11 protein-coding genes and 1 pseudogene are annotated in these 24,000 nt (G+C 47.4%); 6 read left to right on the top strand and 6 right to left on the bottom strand.

Features of this window, described 5'->3' with window-relative positions:
• Positions 1 to 824 (top strand): IS110 family transposase (locus PsWM33_RS15480; protein ID WP_244276705.1); only part of this gene is annotated, 824 nt, incomplete at its 5' end.
• Between the two features lie 635 nt (positions 825 to 1,459).
• On the opposite strand, the gene PsWM33_RS15475 is transcribed toward PsWM33_RS15480, so the two are convergent.
• Both PsWM33_RS15475 and PsWM33_RS15470 read right to left on the bottom strand, forming a co-directional pair.
• A complete protein-coding gene (locus PsWM33_RS15475) occupies positions 1,460 to 2,461 on the bottom strand; it encodes a hypothetical protein (protein ID WP_057462699.1) in 1,002 nt (333 codons plus the stop codon).
• A gap of 55 nt (positions 2,462 to 2,516) precedes the next feature.
• Complete coding sequence (locus PsWM33_RS15470; RefSeq protein ID WP_208981892.1) at positions 2,517 to 3,875, bottom strand: class I SAM-dependent methyltransferase; 1,359 nt, start codon at positions 3,873 to 3,875, stop codon at positions 2,517 to 2,519.
• A 175-nt stretch (positions 3,876 to 4,050) separates the two neighbouring features.
• Here PsWM33_RS15470 and PsWM33_RS15465 point away from each other — a divergent pair, with 175 nt between their 5' ends.
• Genes PsWM33_RS15465 through PsWM33_RS15445 form a run of 5 tightly spaced genes read left to right on the top strand, consistent with a single transcriptional unit; the run spans position 4,051 to position 12,643 of the window.
• Positions 4,051 to 5,244, top strand: coding sequence for an NAD-dependent epimerase/dehydratase family protein (locus tag PsWM33_RS15465; protein ID WP_063300824.1), 1,194 nt, complete (start codon positions 4,051 to 4,053; stop codon positions 5,242 to 5,244).
• A gap of 21 nt (positions 5,245 to 5,265) precedes the next feature.
• Positions 5,266 to 6,243 (top strand): SDR family NAD(P)-dependent oxidoreductase, encoded by a 978-nt coding sequence (locus tag PsWM33_RS15460; RefSeq protein WP_063286992.1) that lies wholly within the window; start codon positions 5,266 to 5,268, stop codon positions 6,241 to 6,243.
• The gene (locus PsWM33_RS15455) at positions 6,233 to 9,295 is read left to right on the top strand and encodes a glycosyltransferase family 4 protein (protein ID WP_063286991.1); all 3,063 of its coding nucleotides are present in this window, start codon (positions 6,233 to 6,235) and stop codon (positions 9,293 to 9,295) included. The genes PsWM33_RS15460 and PsWM33_RS15455 overlap by 11 nt, the downstream gene beginning before the upstream one ends.
• Before the next feature lie 13 nt (positions 9,296 to 9,308).
• A complete protein-coding gene (locus PsWM33_RS15450) occupies positions 9,309 to 11,417 on the top strand; it encodes a glycosyltransferase (RefSeq protein WP_063286990.1) in 2,109 nt (702 codons plus the stop codon).
• A complete protein-coding gene (locus PsWM33_RS15445; protein WP_208981893.1) occupies positions 11,414 to 12,643 on the top strand; it encodes a glycosyltransferase family 2 protein in 1,230 nt (409 codons plus the stop codon). The genes PsWM33_RS15450 and PsWM33_RS15445 overlap by 4 nt, the downstream gene beginning before the upstream one ends.
• Before the next feature lie 667 nt (positions 12,644 to 13,310).
• On the opposite strand, the gene PsWM33_RS15440 is transcribed toward PsWM33_RS15445, so the two are convergent.
• The 4 genes and pseudogenes from PsWM33_RS15440 to PsWM33_RS28460 form a co-directional block, all read right to left on the bottom strand.
• On the bottom strand, positions 13,311 to 15,746 hold the full coding sequence (locus tag PsWM33_RS15440) for a hypothetical protein (RefSeq protein ID WP_063300823.1): 2,436 nt from the start codon (positions 15,744 to 15,746) through the stop codon (positions 13,311 to 13,313).
• Between the two features lie 269 nt (positions 15,747 to 16,015).
• The gene (locus PsWM33_RS26840; protein ID WP_082827029.1) at positions 16,016 to 21,838 is read right to left on the bottom strand and encodes an autotransporter domain-containing protein; all 5,823 of its coding nucleotides are present in this window, start codon (positions 21,836 to 21,838) and stop codon (positions 16,016 to 16,018) included.
• 553 nt (positions 21,839 to 22,391) lie between these two features.
• A complete protein-coding gene (locus PsWM33_RS15430; protein ID WP_063300822.1) occupies positions 22,392 to 23,081 on the bottom strand; it encodes a Crp/Fnr family transcriptional regulator in 690 nt (229 codons plus the stop codon).
• Positions 23,082 to 23,305: 224 nt separating this feature from the next.
• Positions 23,306 to 23,654: pseudogene (locus PsWM33_RS28460) on the bottom strand (IS3 family transposase); the annotation flags it as partial.
• Positions 23,655 to 24,000: the final 346 nt, after the last annotated feature.

Raw genomic sequence — 24,000 nt, 5'->3', positions numbered from 1 at the left:
GTATCATCGCCGCCAAATACACCAAGCCTTTCGTCAAAGGCCAGAAGAACGATTACAACGATGCTGAAGCTGTGGCCGAGGCCGTGCTGCGGCCCAATTTGAATTACGTGCAGGAAAAGAGCCAGGATCAGCTCGATCTGCAAGCCCTGCATCGAGTTCGATCTCGATTGGTCTCGCGTCGTACCGCCACCATCAACCAGATCCGGGCCTTCCTGTTAGAGCAAGGAATTGCGGTGCGCACAGGTAGTAGCAGTTTGAGAAACTCTCTGTTCGCCATTCTCGACAATCGCGCCAATGAGATTTCTTCGCGCATGCACGACATACTGATCGGCCTTTCTGAAGACTGGCTGTGGCTAGACGAACGCATTGATGCGACCAGTACCGAGATCGAACAGATCAGCAAATATGACGTTGGCTGCCAACTGCTGATGAGTATCCCCGGCATCGGACCCATCATCTCCACCGCGCTGGTGGCCGCCATCGTCAACGGATCTGCCTTTGAACGCGGACGAGACCTTGGCGCTTGGTTGGGTGTGGTCCCTCGGCAGTACAGCACAGGAGACAAGCCCATCCTCGGCAAAATATCGAAAGCAGGAAATCGCTATTTACGCATGCTGTTGGTGCAAGCGGCACACGTTTTAATGATGCGACCGAAACTTTGGCAGAACTTGAGCTTCGGAGACTGGCTAAAGCGGGCATCCAAGCGAATGCATAAGAATAAACTGGCCGTCGCCTTGGCCAATAAGCTGGCAAGGATAGCCTGGAGCGTATTGTACAATTGCACGGAGTTTGACAACCATACAACTGATATGGAGGCGATCTAACCAGAACCTCCTTAAAGTTCGCGACAGAGCATAAGCATGGAACGGAAGAAAGAACGCACCCAAAGTCAGAGGGCCATAATGGTTCTAAGTAACCTGTCCGGTAATTAGACTGTAGGTACGTGCGTATTACCATCAAGGCCACGGCCCGCGTGCCGATAAACAGGTCGGATACATAGTAGCGACTTCAAGGTTCCAAGTAAAAACTCTCTTGCGAAATGCAAGCGGTCCATACATCTTGGCCCTCAGCGCCAAGCGGATTAAAGCCAACTCTAAGTTGACATCACGCTTTGTATAGGCTGCCCCGTGATTAAGCGAATAGCAGCTATGGGCCAACACCGGACATTAGAACGTTTCTATCAAGAGTTGATGCTATCTACATGGAAGGCATTCTCAGTAGCTTAGCGGGAAGCCCTTCATAGCTCTATGCGATTACCTGAGTAAGACGGTCAGATCGGTTTGCGAGCCCTTTGCTGACGCTCGACACTGCGTCTAACAGAGGGAGAGTTCGCAGGTGCAACATGTAGCTTTGCCATTACGAACATTCGCTTGGTTAGGGAATAGCCCTATACAACGCTAACATCCAACTTGCCATTTAATGCAGACAATGCTCATTCATTTGAAATAATATCAAGCAACTAAACAACTTCTCTCTCAATCTGCCTAAATGCTCTTTTAAACCTAAAATTGTTGCCTCGGTCATTTGTAGCCTCATCATCCAGAATATGGCTGAACTCTTCTTCGACATATTTTAAGTAATCAAGTGCATGTGCAGTTTTACCTTTCATCGCAATCAAATATGACCTCGAAAGCCCCATTCTAAATTTATCAGCATCTTTTAGGTGGGCGCTCGCATGTATATCGTGGAATCTAAGACACTCATCCAAGCTTGCTTCCGTGAAGGGATCAAACTCTGCAACTTCTTTTGGTATCTTTTTCTTGCTTCGGTAAATCGAGCTGGTGAACACTTGTCCATACCATTCAAAATAGTCGTGAAGGTAACCCATTGTAACTTTGATCCAAGGAAGTCGGTCAAAGAAAAAATCCTGGTTCACAAAGAAGGAGGCATCTTCGATAAGATTTGGTAAGAATTGGCTAGATACGTGTCTGTTTAGATTAGGCGTTTTACAAAGATCAACGAAGCAGAGTTCGATAGGTGTGCCGCTCCATTCAAAGTCACAAAAGTCGCCTGCGTATAGTTCGATAAGCTCTTCATAGGGTGCAATACTTTCTTTGAGAATTCCAAGGAATGAATCCCCAAAACGATATTCGACATCTCCAAACTTTCTCACAATGTCGGAGCCATTTCGCGGTTTTGGTAGATAACCGAGTTCGTAGCTGCTAATTGGTTTTGTGTTAAAGCCCAAGGGCGACAAAAACTGCTGAGATTTAGGATTATCGCGAAGGCCTTGAGCAAGAGAAACCACGGATGATCCCATAAAGCTCCCGGCGTCAATGACCGCCCCATGCGCTGAGTAGCTTTTTAATGCTAAATTATAGAGCATTTTCCGCTCAGCAACAGAGAGCATGCCAGATGCTGTGAGCACATTCTCAGGCAAACCTAATCCAAGAAATGAGATACTTGGATGGAGATAACACCCATGAGAAACTACAGCATTTTTGATCGCAAAGTCGATCATGATGTTAATCCCTGACATTAATATGGCGGAGTTTTTGCACTTCCGCTTGGATCAACTAACGCGCTCCAGCAACACAAAAAACCGCATTGGTTTCCAGTTCATTCGTCGTAATATCGGGTAAAATACCCTCTACTTTCTTAGTAATTTCAGGAGTCATGCGCTGCAACACACTATCTGGAGAGGGGCGATGGTCCCAAATTTTTATATCGAAAAACTCCTGAGTTAATTCTCGCAGTTCTGAAATGCGAATGCGGTTAAGGTTGGTATATAGATAATGATCTTCTGGTAACTCCTTGAGGATGCTGATGTGATTCCAGTCAAAGAATTTTTTATGCTCGGGATTACTGGTATCTAATACAGAGGGGTTATGAGGTGCCATGTGATGTCCACTCCATCCATAAAAATTATGATGAAGAAAGATGAGCTTACCATTCTTATTTACTAATTTGGATATATCAGCAAATACGCTTCTTATATCTGTCAGGTGCTCCGTGACATTATGCAGGCAGACAATATCGTAGGTGTTTTGGCCAACTAAATCACTTGTTGATGTTTGAAGTAATTCAATGTCTTCAATAGCATTCGCGATTTCTTTTGCGGTTTTTGGAACTTCTACCCATTGCCGTATGCGCTTGTTGCGCATTCGTTTTTCCTCAAGCAACATTGCAGGATCGATCCCAGTATAGCTCCGAGCGCCAGCACACAGATAACCAAACGCATACCCGCCAAAACCACAACCGACATCTAAGATGTTCTTGCCTTTAACATAATTCTGGATTTTCTTAGGCCAAGTGCAATACCCAAGTTCAACAGCCTTCTCGATTAACTCTGGGTCGAAATTCCTGAGGGCTCGCCGCATGTCACCACTATTATGAAAAAAAGCTATTTTAGCCTGTAGTTCGTGATTATCCCAATCATCGGCTGGCGTGATTTTTTTTAATTGCCGACCTGCTTTGAGCCGCGAAAGTTTGGAGAGGTGTTTCGAATCGAGAACTTCAAGAGCATCACGAGCTTCTCCTTGCTTTCGCAACCATCCCACCTGTTGGCGCACTTTCAGAGCCCGATTATGCTTGGGGTTGGTGTTCAACGCAATTTTTAATTCATTTTCTGCTTGATTGAGGTCTCCTTTTGCAATCTGAAGCAACGCTGAAATCGTCCGCATGCCTGCATGCTGAGGATGCTTAGCTAGAAAAGTCAGACAATATTTCTCACAGTTATTGAGTATGCCTTTTTTCGACTCGATCTGGCATAGAAAGAAAGCAGCCGGGTGATATGGAGCGGCTTCAGCTAAAGGATGCAGATACTCTCTGGCTTTATCTAGGTCGCCATCAAGAGCAGCTTGTTTCCCTAACTCAAATTTATCTAAGCGGGTGGGCACTTTGACTGACATTAATGTCCTCGTGATATCAAGCATATCACCAACCTAATATTTCTTTTATTAAAGCACTAGGTAAATGAGATATTGCGATTAGTTAGACACGTCTTTTAGAACGTGAATATCATGTGTATTGTATAATGAATGCAACCATTATAATTAAGTACATGAAATGCTAAGTCGTTTTAAAGATCACCCATTGGAGACTTGAATAGTGAAGATACTTTTGTTGGGAGGAGATGGCTTTTGCGGTTGGCCTACAGCCCTTCATCTAAGTAACCTTGGGCATAATGTTATAATCATAGACAATTTATCTCGCAGGCGTATCGATATTGAATTAAACGTTGGATCCCTTACCCCAATTCGTACCATCAATGAACGAGTCCATGCCTGGTTTGAGCTTACCGGACACATCATTCAGTTCATAGAAATTGATATTGCTCATGAATTTGACAAGCTAATAAGCTTGTTAAGAAATGAAAAGCCCGACAGTATTGTGCATTTCGCTGAGCAACGCGCAGCGCCTTACTCAATGAAAAACTGCTACTCAAAAAACTACACAATCACCAACAATATATGTGGCACTCACAATATTTTGAATGCAATTGTAGAGGTCCAGCAGGATATCCACTTGGTGCACTTAGGTACCATGGGGGTCTATGGATATGGCCACGACGAACCAATTCCAATTCCCGAAGGATATCTTGATGTTCAGATCAATACATCTGACAACCGCCAAATAACGGACTCTATTGTCTATCCACCAAATCCCGGCTCTGTGTACCATATGACTAAAACTATGGATGCTCAGATGTTTCAGTATTATGCAAAAAATGACAAGCTGCGCATCACCGACCTTCATCAGGGAATTGTTTGGGGTACTCAAACTCAACATACCAGTTTAGATGAACGGCTGATTAATAGGTTCGATTATGACGGCGACTATGGAACGGTTCTAAATCGTTTTCTAATGCAAGCGGCAGTTGGTCTACCGCTCACTATTCATGGAACTGGGGGGCAAACAAGAGCGTTTATTCACATCTCAGATACGTGTAAGTGCATTGAATATGCGCTTTTGGCACCTCCGCCTCTTGGCAGCCGTCCGGCTATCCTGAATCAAATGTCTGAAACCTGTAGCCTTTCAGAGCTAGCAAAGTGCATCCAGTCAATCACGGGATGTGAAATCAGTTATGTGCAAAATCCTCGAAATGAGGCGGAAAAGAATGATCTAGTGGTTAAGAACGACCATCTGCAATCATTAGGTTGGCAACCGACTCTCATGGAGGATAGCCTGTTTCGAGAGGTCACAGAAATCACTGAACGCTACCGAGAGAGAGCCGATCATTCAAAAATTCGCTGTGTCTCCTATTGGAGCAAGAAAACTAAGCAACCCATAACCACCTCCTAGTTTTGACGAGTTTTTAGAGACATGTTTAATCGTATCCTCATCACTGGCGGTTGTGGCTTTATCGGCTCGAACCTGGTCAGAACACTCGCATCTGAGGTGGCAGCTCACGAAATCTTGGTTTTGGACAGTGAAGTCACAGGAAACGCAAGCTCGTTAGGTGGCGTACCTCATTATTTTATCCATGGGGACATTAGGGATCAATCAGTTCTTGAGGATGCGATAAAAGGCGTCGACGCGGTCATACATTTAGCTGCTGATACGCGTGTAATAGATTCCATTGAAGATCCTACCTATAACTTTGACGTCAATGTAAAAGGTACATTGAACCTTTTGGAAGCTATGCGAAAACAAGGTGTTAGAAGCCTTGTTAATGCGTCAACTGGTGGCGCAATTATTGGAGATGGCCCCCAACCAGTCCACGAAAGCATGCCAGCATACCCAGCTTCAGCCTATGGTGCATCAAAAGCTGCTGCTGAGGCTTATTGTGCAGCTTATTCACAGAGTTACGGAATGGATATCACGTCGCTACGCTTTTCAAATGTCTATGGGCCTCGTTCTATCCATAAGGGCAGCGCAATCGCGATGTTTGTTAGATCAATTCTTATGGGTGAGCCGTGTCAAGTGTATGGTGATGGTAGCCAAACCAGAGATTTCGTGTTCGTTGAAGATCTTTGTCAGGGCATCCTTCAGTCACTGAAATCTAAACATAATGGGGTTTTTCAGCTTGGCAGCGGAAAGCCAACTTCGATCAACGAAATTATTGGCATTTTAAAAATAGTTTCGGGCCAAAATGATGCGCTAAGAATTGCCTATCATGGTTTTAGGGCAGGCGAAATTCTCCATAACTTCGCTGATATTAGAAAAGCTCGGAGAGACTTGGGCTTTATGCCTCAGACTGACTTAATTACTGGTATCCAGAGAACATGGGACTATTTTCAGAATAAGTTGAGCGCTTTGCCAATCAGTGATGAGCGTGGAGTGCCCCAGCATGCAGATTGACACATTTGCGATCGAAGCTTTCCCCAATCTAGATAGCTACGCGAGCCATACATCAGGCAACAAACTTCGCGTATGCATTGCTACAGAAGAGATCCTTGGGCCAGTCAGAAATGGTGGCATTGCTTCCACTTACTACCATCTAGCCAAAGGGCTAGCTGCTCGTGATCATGAAGTTCATATTCTCTACCTTAAAGGGGAAAGTGTTGAGAACGAAACACCTCAGCATTGGGTTAAGCATTTTGCTGAATTTGGCGTCGCTCTACACTACTTACAACATACAACCGAGACTATCGTAGGTCCGTCTCAAAATTGGCAAGGGCGATACAACGCGGCTTATCGCTGGCTAAAAGAACAACAAAAATTTGATGTAGTTCACTCTTCAGAATGGCGAGGAGGCCTAATTTACGCTTTGATGGCTAAAAAGCTCGGCCTTGCGTTTCAAGAGACCCTTTTTATCATTAAAACTTCTTCTCCACATCTATGGAACCGCCATTACCAGATGCAACCCATTGCTAAACGCGACCTTTTGCCAGCGAGTTTTGCTGAACAGAAGTGCGTTGAACTTGGTGATATTGTCATTGGCGGTAGTGCACATTTGCTGTGTTTTATGAAGCATGTTGGTTATCAGCTGCCTGCAGCTACTTATGTGCAACCAAATATTCTAGATTTTTCAGAAATTGATGTTATCGATCAGAGGCCTCCTCGAAAAACTGGGGATAGGATTCATGCTCAAGAACTAACGTTTTTCGGCCGTTTGGAGATGCGCAAAGGGATTGAGTTATTCTGTACAGCTCTGGATCTTTTAGAACGGGAAGGTACCCCCCCTAAGACAGTGAATTTTCTCGGTAAATACGGCGAAGCACTTTCAAACCAGAATAATGAAAAAGTAGTTGATTTTATTAACAGAAAAGCCAAAAGCTGGAGCTTTGAGGTCAACTGTGTAACTCACCTGAACCAACCAGAAGCTCTTTCATTTCTGTGCTCGAGAGACATGATTGCAGTTATGCCTTCGCTTATCGAAAATTCTACAATGGCTGTTTATGAAGCGCTTGAACATAACATTCCATTTATAGCAACAGATGTTGGTGGGACACCTGAACTGATCGCAAAAGAAGATCATTCTGCTTGCCTGATACCACCGAACGCATACGAGCTGGCCGGCCGTTTGAAATCCGCACTCATGGAAGGCCATCCCATCGCGGGTGCCAGTTTCAGTAATCAAGACAACTTAAAAACCTGGTACGGCTTTCACGCCTACCTAGGAGATTTATACGCTAGGAACTCAGGTAAGGAAGCAACAGTAACGCTTAACAAGCTAGCAGTATTGAATGCGAAAGAGAGGCAAGAAACAGTCGCTGGAACCTTAGAGATAGTTGTTTTGCTGCGTGAAAGCGGTACTGCAATGGCATTTGCAAAAGCTTTGCTGAGCGAGCTCCCAGATAAAGTAAGCATTCTGGTTACGTTACCGGAGCTTGAAGAGACAGCTCGGGGCATTGTCGAATATTTGCAACGTAATGGCATAAGCTCCAGATTATGCCCGTTTATTGGTTTCCCGGCAGGACAAGCGTTCAATCGAATAATGGATGAATGTTCTGCTGATGCCTGCATTTTATGCGATGGTACGGCCGTTCATTTTGCTTCAGGTTTTTGTAACGATATTCGCGTTGCGATTCAGCACCAAAAGAATGCCATCATTTCAAGCTTTGTTAAGCTGCCAGACAACAAAATTGTTATGCCGATGGGAAGCGATATTGTCTCAGAAGTCGTATTCGGAAATTCGGTTGGAGCAAGTGTAGTCTGTATTCCTAAGAAACTCATAGCCCAATTGAGTGGACTGCAACCGTATGACCTTCGCTTTGGGCTTTTACAAGAGTATGTGCTCCGAGCGAAAAACGAACACAATACTGACCTTATGGTGATCCCTGAATGCCGCTTGGCCTGCGCATTTGAGCTAGGAGAACTAACAGAGCAACAAAACAACTCAAACGCGTCATATTTGCGCTCAATGCCATTGATCGAAAATGATAACATCGCATATCGTAAATTAGCTCTTTTGCCCCACACAGGTCACGGAAGTCTCAAACTCCAACCAAAGCTATATCGGGATAAAAAACGACAAGATGATGAACCGGTTTGGCTTGTGCACGCAGACAGATCTCGCAAACTAAGAAATAGATGGTCCAAAGTTGCGATTGGACTGGATGAGAGTGCATCGCGAATACTTTGTGTTGCGATTGGTTCAGGAGAACGTTCTTTATTTGCTAATGGAACAAAGCAACAAATCTCACTCATAAATCAAACGGGCGAAACAACGCTGCATGCCTTTGACATTCCAAAGGATTGGCCGGAAGGTGACCGATACAATATTAAGTTTCATTTAGCGAACAAAGACAGGACGCGCTCGCAGTTCATCCGAGTTATCAAGCTCTCCAGAAATGTTTTTGTAGCTGTATCGGGCAGTGTGATCTTAAACCGAGATGCAGCCGAAAGGATGTTTAGCCAGCATGATACTCTTTTCAAAATTCCAAGCATTGCCGCAAAAAAAAAGCAACCAGAATCAATTTCGGAGTTGAAGGAAGCAACTAAGCGAACGCTGAAACAGGATAAGCTAACAGCGTACTCTGGAGAAAAGAGGAAGCTATTTCTTACAGCTGATAGCCTTATTTCTTTGCATAGGCCTAAGAGAAAACTCCTTCGCTTGTTCCGTGGTTACTCAGGTTCTCCGATTAAAGCATCTATACCGCCAAAGGAGCTTTTTGCCTTAAACCCCACTCACATTGAAGGATGGGCATGGGATAGAAGAGATACTTCAAAAAAGTTGACAGTTATTCTGGAAGTTAATGGTGTTGCCATGACTGAAGCCAAAGCTGATCGATACATTGCTAGATTTGGCAGCAGAAACCAGAAGCTTGCTCAGCATGGCTTTATACTGTTGGTCCCCAAGGAAGCAAGAGATGTGAATGCCGAAGTCACGGTAAAGGTTAAAGAGGACGGCAGCATAGTTCGTAACGGCAAGCTAAGATACCTTGCCGAGATGTTGGTTGCGCAGTGAGGAAATCGTTTGAATGATCGAACTACAGCAGGACATAAATGCGATTGCCCCGATGCTTAGCAAACGCATATGCATTATTACTGCTGATATCTTCGGGCCTATAAAAAATGGTGGTATTGGTACTGCTTATTTTCATTTGGCAGTGTTTTTAAAACGTACCGGGCATCATGTAACCATTTGCTTTGTAAATGGGCATGCCAAAAACCAACAAAAAATGCGGATCACTCGCGATTTTTATTCTGAACATGGTATTGAATTTTCTGCTGTTGCTCCTCAGGTACTTGCAAAAACTGAGATGGCTCAGACAATGGCACCTCCATATGCAGCCTATGAATGGTTGCGAGAGCACGAAAGTCATTTTGATATGGTGCACGTGTCAGAGTGGCGTGGTTTGGGGTATGTTGCTTTATTAGCCAAGAAACTGGGTATTGCATTTCTAAATTTACAATTTGTTGTCAAAGGTTCCTCTCCAACACTCTGGGCTGCGGAGGGAAATTCGCAGTTCCTGGAAGAATACCGTCAACTTGGTTGGGTTTTTATGGAGCGACAGAGCGTGGAAATGGCTGATACGCTCATCTGCGGCAGTCAGCATCTTTTGAATTGGATGCTTCGTAATTGCTATAAACTTCCTGCAAAAAGTTTTTACTGGCCCAACGTGTTCCTAGAAGACCTTAGCAGCGTTACTCCAAAACGATGCTCTCTCGTGGGGGAATGGGTGTTTTTTGGCCGATTGGAACCTCGGAAAGGTATCTTGTTATTTGTTAATGCTCTCAATGCGCTAGCTGCAAAAGGCATTTCAATTCCCCCAATCACTTTTCTCGGAGGTTATTCTCATCGGTTTGATGCTCAGAAGTTCATTATGCAAAACAGCAAGAAGTGGCAAACCAAAGTCACATTTAAAGTCAATTGCAATGCTTTTCAAGCAATCGAATACCTTAGTGTCGAAGGCCGGTTAGCAGTGATCCCATCCTTACTGGAAAACTCTCCATTGGCTGTTTATGAATGCTTAGCTGCACAGGTTCCGTTTATTGCTGCAAATACCGGTGGGACGTATGAACTGATTGATGAAGACGGACGAGAAGGAGTCTTATTTGAACCTCATCATCTGGCACTAGCAGGCCGGCTTGAGCATTATACCAAACGACTCCCAGCCCCTGCAGTGAGACATGATAGATTGAAGAGATCACTGACAGTCTGGGAGAACTGGCACCGCCAAAACCAATCAATGTCAAAGGCAGCCAGACCAAAGAAAGACAATCATCCGCTAGTCAGTATCTGTCTTACTCATTTTGAACGCCCCCATCTTCTAACCCAAGCTTTAAAGAGCATTGAACGCCAGACCTATCGAAATTTTGAGGTGATAGTCGTTGATGATGGTAGTCGTTCGCCGCTTGCACGTGCAACGCTTAAGGCCCTTGCTCAAAGGTACAAAGATAAGTCATGGCGCATCCTCTATCAGGAAAATAGATATGTAGGGGCAGCAAGAAACAAGGCCGCTCAAGTTGCCAAAGGTGAGTTTCTGCTTTTCTTTGATGACGACAATTTCATGATGCCTGAAATGGTCGACAAGCTTGTGAGCGCAGCAACTTTTGCAGGGCTTGATTGTTTAACTTGCAGTTCATTACGTTTCAGTGGTGAAGGAGAACCTTATTCGTCCAATAGTGTACTCGGAACGCAGATACGCTTTGTAGGCCCTGCAAAAGCATGGGCGACAAAGGTAAATGTGGTTGGCGATGCAACCTGCCTTGTAAAAAAGACAGCCTTTTCAGCTTCTGGGGGGTATTCTGAAGGATATCGAGTTGGAAAAGATGATATTGAATTTTACAATCGCCTAATATTAGATAATCGAAAAATATCTTACTATCCTGATCCATTATATTACTATCGACAAAGTACAGATAGTATGAAGCTGAAAAATCAGATTAAAGAAGAGGCTGATTTCAAGCAGGTATTACCGTTTCTGGACAATATGGATGCTGAAGATAAAAGCCTTTTCTTACTACGCCCTGATGCGTCTCAGCTTATCAGTAACCAACGCGATGCTGAAAAAGCAAGTTTCCGACCAGGGAAAGTGAGTTCGGCTATACGAAAAGCGCAGAATTTTATTAGGGTAAAAATTTGAGACCTAGTAAACACTCCAATAAGTCCAGACAAACAGATTATCCATTAATCTGCATATTACGGGACGAAGCTGACATTTTACCAGCGTTCCTGCATCATTATCGCTCAATTGGAGTTACTTGTTTTTACATTGTTGATACCGGTAGTTCAGATGGCTCTCGTGAGTTTTTGCTTCAGCAAAATGATGTTCAGCTCTTTGAAAAAAATGGGGGTTACCCGCAAGCAAATGCCGGAATTGATTGGGTCAATGAAATTGGCAGTAAGTATTGCAAAGACAAATGGACAACAGTTGTTGATGCGGACGAGTTTCTACAGCCTCCCCAACTATCAATACACGGGACGGCAGATGCCTTACAAAGCGAGCTAGCCTTTGCACTTTATACTCCTCTAATAGATTTTTTCTGTGATGATCTTACCAGCGCGCCCAAATGTGCGGTGGATCTAGATGAGCTCATTACCAACACACCCAACTATGTCCCCTTTTCTAAATTTCATACAGAACGTACCCAAGCTTTTCCTTTTTTTGAACTTCGCTCTTCTGCTCGAGCGGATATGTCTGGCAGGAGGAATTATCTTGTAAGATCTTACAAAATACCGCTTGTGTACTGGCAAGCAGACTTCCAGTACCTTCGCTCAACACACTTGTGTACTCCTGTTCCGTTGGGAGATACATGCGGTCATCTGCTTCACTTTAAGTATCGTTCAGGGTTCGAGAAACGTCTATTGAAGGAGTTGGAAAACCCAGATCGCATGAATGCAGATGTTTATCGTATCTCAAAAGCAATCATACGTAATCAGAAATTGCTTCACCAGAACACGGTGGCTTTACGTAACAAAGACGCATTCAAGGAGAGTGATTGGCTGTCAAACGCGGGTTTCTCGGAGAGATGGAAGGAAGTAAATCGCTCTAAAGCTTATTACTTCAAAATTCTTACAGGTAAGAAAACAACAACAGACAGTACACTAGAGGAAAACCTGACACGCATAACTACCTCTTTAAGTTGGAGAGTGACCAAGTCCTTACGGGCATTTCTCTTCAACCGAGGATTGTTGCGACATGAACATTTTCCAGAGCGTATTAATAGCAATCAAGCAGCTGCTGAGCAAATCATTGCCATATATGAGTCATTCTGGTGGATGCTAACCAGTATTATCAGACTACCGGTTGCATTTTACCGTGCAGTACTCTGGTACAAACTCAAACAGCGCAGCAGAAAGACAAGATGACTTAATTTAGCTTCCTCTCATAAATGAGTATTCAAAACTAGAGGTAGCCAATTTCGCTTTCTCTCCGTTTGTGAACAGTAGTAATCTGTGATTGAAATGGCTAAATTTTACAGTTGGCCCTCGACGCTAGCTGCGACTTTTCATTTACCTAAGTTCTCGCAGTGCAGCGAATGGCAGCTTAATCCGCACTGGGTCCATCGCTCAAACTTAAGTACGCTGCCATTCCCACCTCTGGATTGTTCAAAACGCACACAATCAGAAATAGCAAGAACGTAAAACAGGGATATCTCTGCATTAAGGCGAATGTCCACAAATGGTCACAAGCTATTTGCTGCACCCGCGAAGCCTCGTGTTCCCGTCAAAGTCTGCAGAGGTCCCCTTCGGTATAAATCTTTAATACTCAAAAAGCTGTTGTTGTGAGAATGTGTGTTGCGACCAATATGCAACTCTATTTTTTATATCGGCAGATTTCTGCCGCTTTGTCTGCTTTTCAGAATGAAAGTTTATTACTCTCCAACATCTATCCCTAGTTTATAGGTCGGGTACAGCGGACGTATACAGCTTTTCTATGATTGCTCATTTTTCATCGTACAAATCGCCACGCATACACCAAACTCCCCGTCGCTACGGGGAGTTTGAAGAACGCTATGCTCTGCAAAGGAAAGGATTAATCAACAGGGGCCAGATCCGGCAAACCAATTTTGTAGTATAGCTTGTTGCTGTCATCGCCACCTTCCGAATGCCGGTGCACTTCTATACAATGGCCATTATTATCCATGGTTACAGCAAGATTGGAGCCATGGTCGTATTTCTTACTTTCACTCCAGTCTATCTTTTTTTTCTCGAACTGTATTTTTCCAGTGCGGTAGTATAGATCGTCGCTGCTACCGTGACCTCGATGAACCTCCATGCAATTACCATTATTGTCCATCGCTATTGAGTGATCCGAGCCTGAATCGTATTGGATGCTATCGCCCCAACTTATGGTCTTTTTGCTGAAGTCTATTCTGCCAACGCGGTAGTACAGTTTATCGTCGTTACCAGAAGCTGGGTTACCTCTATGTGTCTCTATGCAATTACCGTGATTATCCATTGCGACGGCAATATCAGCGCCCGTGTCATATTTGTAGCTGTTTCCCCAATGTATTGCCTTTGCAGTGGAGTTCATGCTCCCAACCATGTAGTAGAGATTGTTTTTGTCGTCGCCACTACCGGTATGTAGCTCAACGCAGTTAGCGAGGTTATCCATGGCGACTGCTACTTTGGTCCCATTGGCGTAATTCTGATTATTACCCCAATGGACTGTCCGGGCACCTATATCCGCAAGTCCAACGGCATAGTATAGTTTATTGCCATTCCCACTTTCCCTATGTACGCAGATACAGTGATCTTTATTATCCATAGATACGGCAAAGTCGGAGCTGCTTGTAAAATATATACCGTTTCCGAAGTCGATATAACTGTTGGAGAAATCCGCCCTTCCTACTCGGTAGTAAAGTTTGTTGCTGTTTCCACCGGAGCCACGGTTCATTTCCAGGCAGCCCGAAATGTAATCTGTAGCGATCGCCACCGAGGAGCCTGTAGTGTAATTAATGCTAGGCCACCAGACAGCGTCAATAGCTGTGTACGCCTTCCAAGTCGCGATTGAAAACGTTCCAGCAAGAGCACTTCTGGAGGTTGCAAAAATCTCAATACTGGTAGATGATGTTATCTGAAGACCTTTCCCCCATCGAAAATTGGCACCCAAATCCGATGGCCACATCATATCTGTATCTGGCTTATAGCGTGCCTTGATATCAGCTAAGCTGATTGCGTTTGATGTATCGTCGTATCTTGTTTCCGCGTCGGCTGACGAGGAAGCTCCAGTCTCCAATAGTATTGGAGCACGAACTTCAGTCACACTTGCACTATGATCTCCTTGAATTTGGAGCCGATACAAACCAAAACTTCTATCGGTGCCGTGCATTGTGAAAATAAAAAGCTGTCCATCTTCCTGTGTCGCGAGGGCGAAACCACCCTCCGGACTAAATGTGTCAGGGAGATCTTTCTTTGAAATCAACTGAATGAGGTCGAACTGGGTTTGCGCACTAATGTCAGTAGTTTGGGATCGATAGACACTTAGCCCTGGGCTATCCCCTGCAATGACAATGTATTTCCCTTTTTCTTCACCTACTGACTTTTCTTTCGTCATCCCTGCGCCATTTACCCCGCTATCTTCCCTCGGGATCGTGGTCAGAAGTTTCATCGGTTTGTTTTTTGCCGTGGGGCGCACATCGTAGATTTGTACTTCCGAGCGAGTATTACCTTTGTCACTTTTCTCGAGTGTAAGTGCCATATAGCTACCGCAGACTTGAACACCTCCTGGATGACCCCAAGCGGGATCATGTTCGGTGTTATAAGTTGCTTGAATTATGTCACTGCCTCCATATTTTTTTGGAATTTTATTTCCAATCATGTATATGCCTTGCTGGTCGTCAGTCATCACGTTTGTGTGCGTGAAGATTAACTTTGAGTCAAAAGCACCAACTCCTTTAAAATGTGAGTAGACAGAAGGGTGGATGGTAAAATAGTAGCCAGTCCCGCCAGAGTTTGCATTGACGCTGTCAAAAGTCGCTGCTGCATTTTCCAGCTGTGGGTTCTCCGGAATAATTTCCGTCGCATCACCGCTTTCAATCACAAATCTGGCGTCGTTGGTTTTTCCATTTGTGCTGCGTGCATCCACTGCCCAATAGTGCCCCTCAGAGCCTTTGGTTGGGAAAATTCTCTGCACCGGCAATAACTGAGAAGTCATGGTTTCGTATATCTGACCGCTTATCCCGGCATCGATTTTGTTAACGTTCCCAATCGGATTGGCGAACGCGAAATATATACTTATAGGGTTTTCAGGCGACGCAGATTTATATTTTACCCAGCCAGCGCACCCTGCAACGGACCTGTTCGCCTCATCACACTCGACGGTTACTTGGCCACCATCAGCAGTTATTTCTTTTGGCCACTCGCTATCATCTGCGAGTTGACCATATTCTAAGTGAGCTTGCTCAAAAGTGAAAATAGATGAGGTGTTATTGGTGATTTCTAAGCGAATGCGGTGGTCTTTTTGCATAGGCTCTCTCCTTAATGTTAATACGCTGCCATCGAAATAATGTCGTTATTTGGCTAAGTGCCGTTACACATTGCTATCATTGGTTACGAGAACAGATGCTGTGGCCATCGTGCGATGAGGTAAGTGCGCAGGGAACAGTCCAGTCGCCATGCGTCTCATGCAAGGATATCGCATTTTAATTCTCGTTCTGTTTTAAGAAGGTTTGCCCGCCGCTGTCGATTGCGGACAGCGGCGTGATGGTCTGTGCGGTGATGGAAGCTCAAAGATGATCAGAAACGCAGGGTAAGGTTTGTCCTGAGCCCCTGATCGGTGAGCCCAGAACCGAACCGACCATTGTAGGACAATCCAATGGCTGCATCCTCTCCCAGGTCAACTGCAGCGCCCACATCAAGCACCAGGGCATCTCTGGCAACCGGCGCACCCGCGACAGAGAAGTTACTTCCACCATTAAAGGCATGGCTGGCAAACGGCTCCTTGCCGCCGAACGCATGCTGCCAAGCGGCTTGAGCTGAAAGCTTCGCGCTGAACTCACCAAGATCAGCCAGAGTTCCTACTCGCAGCCCGATAGTGGTGAAGGTGCTATCTATGGTTTCGTGACCAGCCGTCAGAGCCGCTGTACCGCCGGTTTCAGAGTACCCGTCGCTGGATAAGTGGACGTAAGACACATTGGCAAAAGGCTCCAGACTGCTTGTGTTGTGATCAAAACGATATCCCACCTCACCAAAGAACTGGGCAGTTCGCGCATCATAGGAACCAGCCAGATTTTCAGAGAGACCAGTAAATGCAACCGAGCGTGCTGTGTCGATATCATGCCATGCATAGCTGCCACCAACACGGAGCCCCAGAGCATCAAACTGAGCTCCACAATAGACACCCAAATACACTGTATCTACTGTTGCAGAGGACCTTCTGCCATTCACCTCTAACCTGCTATTATCGTAGCCACCAAAAGCTCCAAGACGGGTATTATCACCGATCAGGACATCGCCTACCACAAACAACCCGCCGACCGAGCGATCAAGCCCTGCAGTGTTGTGATTTCCACTCCAGCTCCCCCAGGTGCCAAAGCCTTGCCCCCAGAAGGAAGCACTCTCGCTAATACGTTTTTCAGCCTGCGCCTGTCCGTCGGCGGCCACAGCTCCGGTTGCAATGCGCATACGGTTCAGCACTGCTTCGCGTGCAAAGCGGCTGTCCTCAAGCAGCGCTGTCCTGATCGAAGCGTGTACTTCGCCAGAGAGCTGATCAAGTGCCTGCGGAGCTTCTTCGTCTGCAAGGTTGAGCACCGCGTTGTATAAAGTCCCGCTGTCAAGCGAAAACACACCGTCGCCCGTTGCGCATTGATTAGCGCTCATTCCTGAAACACAGAACGTGGGCACGGCAAGTTCTGAAGTCAGAAAAACACTATTAGGATCATAGGACAGGGCAAAATTGAGGAATGCAAAATCATCGGTTGGTGTAGGGAAATCGAATGTTCCATTAATGCCACCGCCTGCGCTGATGATGGTATAAGTCGTGCCGGCGGTATAGGTCGATCCGTTATCAGTTCCGTTCTCCGGCATGACATGCACCGTTCCACCATTGATCGTAACGGTGTTACTGGCAGCCAGCAGATCATTATTGACACCCGCTGCAGCACCGCCGTCGTTCAGCTCAACCTGATAAGCCGAACCGGCATTGAAAACAGTCGATGTCGTGTTCATCGTACCAATGGAGTTACCAGGTGCAATCACAGCACCGGAGTTGACTGTAACTGCTCCCAGTGTACCCGACCCTCCAAGACTGCCACCATCAGTCGTAACATCTCCAATGAAACCATCAACAACCAGTGCTCCACCAGACACTGTGGTGTTACCGGAATAGGTGTTGTTGCCGGTTAGGATGAGTGTTCCGAGACCAGTCTTTTTGAGAGAACCGGTTCCAGTCAAGTTGGAGGCGACGACAGTCGAATATCCCGCACCTGCATCAGTGCCATCTCCGACCCGGATCGCAGTTGCTCCGGTAAGTGCAATATCTCCACCCGAAATTCTGTATCCGTCCGTTGCAAACTGCATGCCTTTGGAGACAGACACCCCGGCACTATCTACCGTGACAGTACCTGTCTCTGCCTGAAAGATCAGGAAGCTTTCTGGATCGTGTGGCGCGCTTCCCGAACCGTCGGCATTAGTCCAGTTGGTACCAATTGCGCTCCAAGTGCCTGATCCGCCATGAATGGTGCCGTCTGCACTGGTTACCGCCCCATTCCAAAAACTCAGCAGGTTAGCATTGACTAACAAATTGACCTGACCCGCTGTGGCGGTTTGGATATCGTAGTTGAACTCCGTCGGCGCTAGACTTATTTCAAGGTCGTTATCGGTCAAACTGCCGCCATAGGTGATCAGGTTAAAGACCCCGGCGTCAAAACCACCCGCATCAGTGATATTGAGTAATCCATCCAGTGTCAGATCACCGCCAACGGCGATGAGGTCGCTGTCCACGCCCGCTGTACCAGACGGCGATCCGAGTTCAAAGTCGAGGACTGAGGCAGCTGTCAGACTGAGGTTGCCGCCGACCGTTAGCGTACCGGGGCCATTGCCTGCAGCAATCGTTCCGCTTGCAACGGACACTGATCCGCCAATCGTGCCTGACCCGCCAAGGCTACCGCCGTTGACTGTAACATCACCAATGGTGCCATTAACAACCAGCTCGCCACCTGAAACAGTGGTGCCACCAGTATAGGTGTTGGTGCCGGTCAGGATCGTAGTGCCGGCAAGCTGATTGACACTGCCATTCCCACTGATGTCTGCGGAGAACGTGTAGTCACTATCCGTGTGGTTGAAGTTGATCAGCCCGGTACCATCACCAAATTTAACCGCTGTGGCATCTAATATCCCAGCGGCCTGCGCCGGGTTGCCAGCAGCAGCACCAATGTTGAGCGTGCCAAGGGAACCGGTCTCACTAGCCAGAGTGACGCTGTCCTCCACATCAACCACGCCTTCATCTGCGATAGTCAGGGTACCTCTTCCGAGCAGTCCGATGTTCATATAGTGGCTGTTTTCCCAAAGAGACCCATCTCCGGACACGACGACGTCTCCCGAAGAACCTGTCGCAGAGCCGATAACCCCTTTCTGACTGGTCACCCGGCCACTTTCGGCAATGGTCAGAGTTCCGGTTCCCTGAGTTCCCACGTAAAGACTGATACCTTCTGTATTCAAACCGAAATAGTTTTTCCAATGTGACCCTTCGCCAGTCACCACCACAGCCCCGGTTGAGCCTGTACGATCTCCAATCTCGCCATAAGCGCTGGTAACTAAACCGCCCTCCAAGACACTCAGGGTTCCGTTTCCATCGCCTCCAATGCTAAAAGCACCCCCAACTCGAAAACGTGAATCAGGACCTGTTACCGTTACAGCTCCAGAAGAACCTGCGTCCTTAGCCACAAGGGTATAAGTTCTTGCAGAAACGTCGCTGCCATCGGCAATAGTCAGAGCTGCTGTTTCAGGGCCACCAACGCTAATAAATAGGTTGCCGGTCAGAGTTGCACCATCCCTGAACTCCAGCTTGCCTTCTGAAACAGTGGTTTCGACGTTGTAGGTGTTGTCACCCGTCAGGACGAGTGTTCCAAGACCAGTTTTTTCCAGTGAGCCAGTTCCGGTCAGGTTGGAAGCAATGGTTGTGGTGAAACCGGCGCCCGTGCTGGTTCCGTCCCCAACCCGAAACAGAATGGAATCAAAACTATAACGAGCATTCAGAGCCACATCTCCGCCAGTCACAGTATAGCCATCCGCTGCGAACTGCATGCCTTCAGATAACGAAACCCCGGCGCTATCCACCATGACTGTGCCCGGTGTTCCCTGGAAAATCAGGGTGTTGCCCGGTTTATAAGGTGTGCTTGCTGAGCCTGTGGCATCGGTCCAGTTGGTTCCGGCCACGCTCCAGGTGCCAGACCCACCATGAACGGTTCCATCAGCACTTGTCACCGCTCCGTTCCAGAAGCTCAGCCGGTCCGGATTTACCAGAAGGTTGACCTGACCAACTGCTGTAGTCTGCACGTTGTACAAAAAGCCTCCGGGTGCAGTTCCCACATCTAGCCCGTTATCGGTCAGTGATCCACCATAGGTGATCAGATTATAGAGCCCGGTATCAAAGCCACCCGCATCGGTGACATTGAGCGATCCATCCAGCGTCAGGTCACCACCAACGGCAATCAGATCGCTGTCCACACCCGCGGTGCCGGATGGAGATCCAAGTTCATAATCCAGAGCCGAGCCGGAGGTAAGATTGAGGTCGCCACCAATGGTCAGCGTACCCGGACTGTTACCGGCAGCGATCGCACCGTTTGTGACCGTCACCGAGCCGGTTATTGTGCCCGAACCGCCAAGGGTTCCGCCATTGATCGTGACATCCCCGATCAAACCGTCGACGACCAGTGTGCCCGCAGAGACCGTAGTGTTGCCGGTATAGGTGTTGGTACCAGTCAGCGTTACGGTGCCACTACTGGTCTTGGTCAGCGCTCCGCTTCCGGCAAGCGTTGCACTTATGCTGCCGTTTTCAACCGTATAGGAGCTACCGATAAGCGTTGCGCCCGTCACCGACCCGTCAACCAACGTAAAGGCATCTGTGAAAAGAGTTGCGCCCGCGCCGATCTCCAGTGTGCCGCCGTTCACAGTTGCATCGCCCGCTGTCTCACTATCGCTGATCAGCAACCGCCCGCCGCTGACACTCACATCGCCCGTATCGGCCAGAGCATTGCCGTTTCGCACATCCAGCACGCCTCCTGACACCGCAGTGTTGCCGGTAAATCCTGCATTGACAGTGGACAGAACCGTGGTGCCGGACAGTTGGTTGACCGTGCCTTTTCCGCTGATCACAGGTGCAAACACGTAATCAGCATCAATATGGTTAAAGTTGATGCTTCCATTGCCCGCACCAAAGGAAATTGCTGCGGTGTCGAGTACCCCTGCCGCTGCGGCAGCCTCGCTAGCGGTGGCACCGATATTAAGTGCTCCGGTGGAGCCAGCATTCTGGGCGATGAAGAAATCGCCACCCACATCCACTGTGCCATCATCGCTGATGGTTAGGGCGCCCGTGCTAGCACGACCGAGCACAAGATCGTTAGTGATCTGATAGCGTGATCCGCTTCCTGTTACAGTCGCGGTCCCGGACCCTTCGCTGGTAAAGCCGAAAATCGCATTCGACGTGGCAGCTTTTCCTCCATCCTCAATTGTCAAACGAGCTGTTCCATCGGATGCAAGGTAAGTGGTGTTGATGTTTGTGTTCAGGTTGGTTTGCCACAAAGAACCTGCACCCGATACGGTTACTGAGCCATGGCCGTAAAGTCCGATATGACCATCTTCACTGATCACTTTGCCGCCATCGCGAATGGTCAGGTTTCCGATTCCATCGTTACCCACATTAAGACGATCTCCGACTTCAAGAAGAGATCCTGCCCCGGACACATCCACAGAACCTGAAGCATCGTCGCCTGAGGCAACGTATAAATAGTTGGCAACGAACGCTTCGCCGCCGTCACTAATGGTGAGTGTTGCCGTTCCTTCACGGCCAAGATAAAGATTTTTGTTTTGGCCAGCGCTGCCAATTTGTAACCGCGAGCCTGATCCCGTAATCGAAATAGAGCCAGAAGACCCCGCCGTTGCGGCAACCTCGATAGTTTTGTCGTTGACAACTGTAACTGTGCCGCCATCGGCAATGTTCAAATCACCCGTTCCAGCATTGCCAACCTTAAACTCCCCAGTGGCCTGCCATTGGGATCCCGATCCGCTCACCGTTACGGTGCCGTGAGAACCAGAGTTTACGCCGATTATTCCATCGGTATTGGTGACTTCACCGCCATTTTGAATGGTAAGTTTGGCATCGGAACCGGTTGTCGCCCCGATATTCAAGGGGCCACCCACATCCCAAGGACTAGGATGGTCCGAAACGCTTGCATCACTATCGATCGTCACCGACGAAGACCCATCGATATCCTCTGCCCGAGCAGACCTGCTGGTGGCTATCAAGTCCAGGGCAATGAGTGCAATCACCGGGACACGCAACGCTGAAACAACAGCTTTTTGCTTTCGTCTTGTCTGTGAACCAAAACTATTCTGGAACATTCAATTCCTCGGATTTTAAGTATTTGTAATGTGGTCGTTGGACTGCGAAAATCAGAGAACTTCAATCTTCAGTATTGAAGGAATGGTCCATATTTGGCCCTGAATACAGCATGCCGAGAGGTGAGAAAGTGGGGATAATTTGTGCTCGCGCACTTACACCAGAGGAGAACACTCCCACAGCTAGCAGCATCAACATCACTAACCAGCGGACCGGAGATGTAAACAGGGCACCTTGCGCTTGATGGAAAATTGCGGAGGACTCGTCTGAGCTTTGAACCAACGCCCTAAAAGGCTGTCTGTGGCGTGCTCGTAGATGTGTTTAACCGCATGCATAGAATGCCCCCTTAAACGTAGTCACTACAGATCTCTCTTCCCTGTCACTCGCCAGACGGCACACTGATATTCAGGTGGCAGCGGTCAAATGCTGACAACTGAATATGGAAGGGATAAAAATACATAGTGATTGTACGTAGCCAGCGCCGCAAAGAATGCTAAGAACTTAGCAATCTGGCTGTTTACTCAGATTTATGCACATAGCATGGGCGGTCAGACGTCAGAGAGATAAATGCTCGGCTCTGGCGGCATCAATCCAATCTGACAGGGCTTGCTCATCCGGAACGGCAATTGCGCCATACTTCAGCACGATCAGGCCATTGTTTTCCAGCTGTTTGAGCGCTTTACCCATAGAAACACGTGAGGTGCCCACAGCGATAGCCAACTCAGACTGGTTCCAGTTGAGCATGCCAGGCACTTCTGAAGCTTCGAGCATATTCTGCAAAAACACCGCTGTATAAGCAGGCAAAGGTAGCAAACGCAGATCGTCAAGCATGTTCAGCGCCACATTCAAACGGCTCAATGTCGCTGGCAAAGCTGCGCGGGCGATCTCAGGATGAGCGTCCATTAGCGTCAGAAAATCAGCTTTGAGAACATAACCGATTGTTGTTTTACCAACTGCTGTAGCATTTTGTGTCCGCTTGCGACCGGTCAGCACGCCCATGATGCCAATGAAGTGATCCTCACCAAGCACGGCAAGAATTGTTTCTCGGCCACTGGGGCTGAAACGCCCCATTCTAACTGCCCCTGAACGCACAATGAGCAGGCGATCACCATCATCGCCGGTCGAGAAGATCGTGCAGCCATCCTGATAGGTGTGGCGTTGCTCGACAGCTGCAAAAGCGGCTTTGACCTTTGGGGTGAGCAGGTCAAGGAACTTGAGGCTCCCGTGATCCAGCAATCCTGTCATGGCCAAGGTTCCTTAAAAAGCGTTGAGGGCATACACTTCATCACGTATCCTGAATACCGCCCTTGTTGTCAACACACCATACTGTTGGCTGCAGAGTTTCAATTGTGGCCACAGTTAGCGATACTCATGAATGTCGGCTTATGGTCAGTTGGGTAAACTTAAATCGCTCATAAAGGCTACTGCGAAACCTTCAGCTGTGACTATCTCAATCTCAGCTAACAGTCTTTCAACATATCTACGATCCGACGGTCCTCATCTACTCGCCCACTCAGTGAACAGCGCTGCGTGGGTCGGAGTTGACCAAGGACGCGGCAAACACGTCGCTCGAAAATCTTCGTTTGGTGAGAACAGGGTTGATGCAGGCCCGGCGATGGGACGGGCTTAGAAGTTTCCCTTGGCAGCCTCAGTGAGGATCAGTTTGTTCAGTGTCAAATCATCGACAACGCGGCACAAACGCTCAGTCACACCGATCTGTCTGATCGCATCAATGTACGGCATCATTTGTCCTGTAAAGACTTTTACCTATCGCGGCTTAATGACAATCTCCTCTGGCTTTGGTCTCTTGCTGCCCATATCTGATCCGTCACTTTCCTAATCATAAACTTGGACCACATCTGTGGGGGAGGCTCGCAACAAGATCCTAAGTGACCAGATCAAAGGCTCACGTTTCTGACCAGCAAAGGTAAATGCTTTTGGCTATGCGGTAGATTGAACCTCTCCGCTGTTGAGGCAGAAGCAGATTCTAGTGCTGAAGAAGGTGACGGGTTTAAAGCCACTGATTTATCTGGGTGTGATCTAGCACCTTCTTCTTCAAGATTTCACGGGTCCTTCCCAGGCCATTGCTTGCCTGCGGGTAGTTCGGGACCACGGCGCAAGCGGCTATGTGGTTTTCGCAAGGGCTTGATGTTTATGTTCATGT

Origin of the sequence: Pseudovibrio sp. WM33 (assembly GCF_001623165.1) — a bacterium.
Classification (GTDB): Bacteria; Pseudomonadota; Alphaproteobacteria; order Rhizobiales; family Stappiaceae; genus Pseudovibrio.
Note: the sequence above shows the minus strand (reverse complement) of the source record. Positions and strands in the feature narration are given on the sequence as shown.

Bases quoted from the DNA above. Each gene is read 5' to 3' on its own strand.
- PsWM33_RS15475 (WP_057462699.1), bottom strand. From the start codon at position 2,461: ATGATCGACTTTGCGATCAAAAATGCTGTAGTTTCTCATGGGTGTTAT.
- PsWM33_RS15470 (WP_208981892.1), bottom strand. From the start codon at position 3,875: ATGCTTGATATCACGAGGACATTAATGTCAGTCAAAGTGCCCACCCGC.
- PsWM33_RS15460 (WP_063286992.1), top strand. From the start codon at position 5,266: ATGTTTAATCGTATCCTCATCACTGGCGGTTGTGGCTTTATCGGCTCG.
- PsWM33_RS15455 (WP_063286991.1), top strand. From the start codon at position 6,233: ATGCAGATTGACACATTTGCGATCGAAGCTTTCCCCAATCTAGATAGC.
- PsWM33_RS15450 (WP_063286990.1), top strand. From the start codon at position 9,309: ATGATCGAACTACAGCAGGACATAAATGCGATTGCCCCGATGCTTAGC.
- PsWM33_RS15440 (WP_063300823.1), bottom strand. From the start codon at position 15,746: ATGCAAAAAGACCACCGCATTCGCTTAGAAATCACCAATAACACCTCA.
- PsWM33_RS26840 (WP_082827029.1), bottom strand. From the start codon at position 21,838: ATGTTCCAGAATAGTTTTGGTTCACAGACAAGACGAAAGCAAAAAGCT.
- PsWM33_RS15430 (WP_063300822.1), bottom strand. From the start codon at position 23,081: ATGACAGGATTGCTGGATCACGGGAGCCTCAAGTTCCTTGACCTGCTC.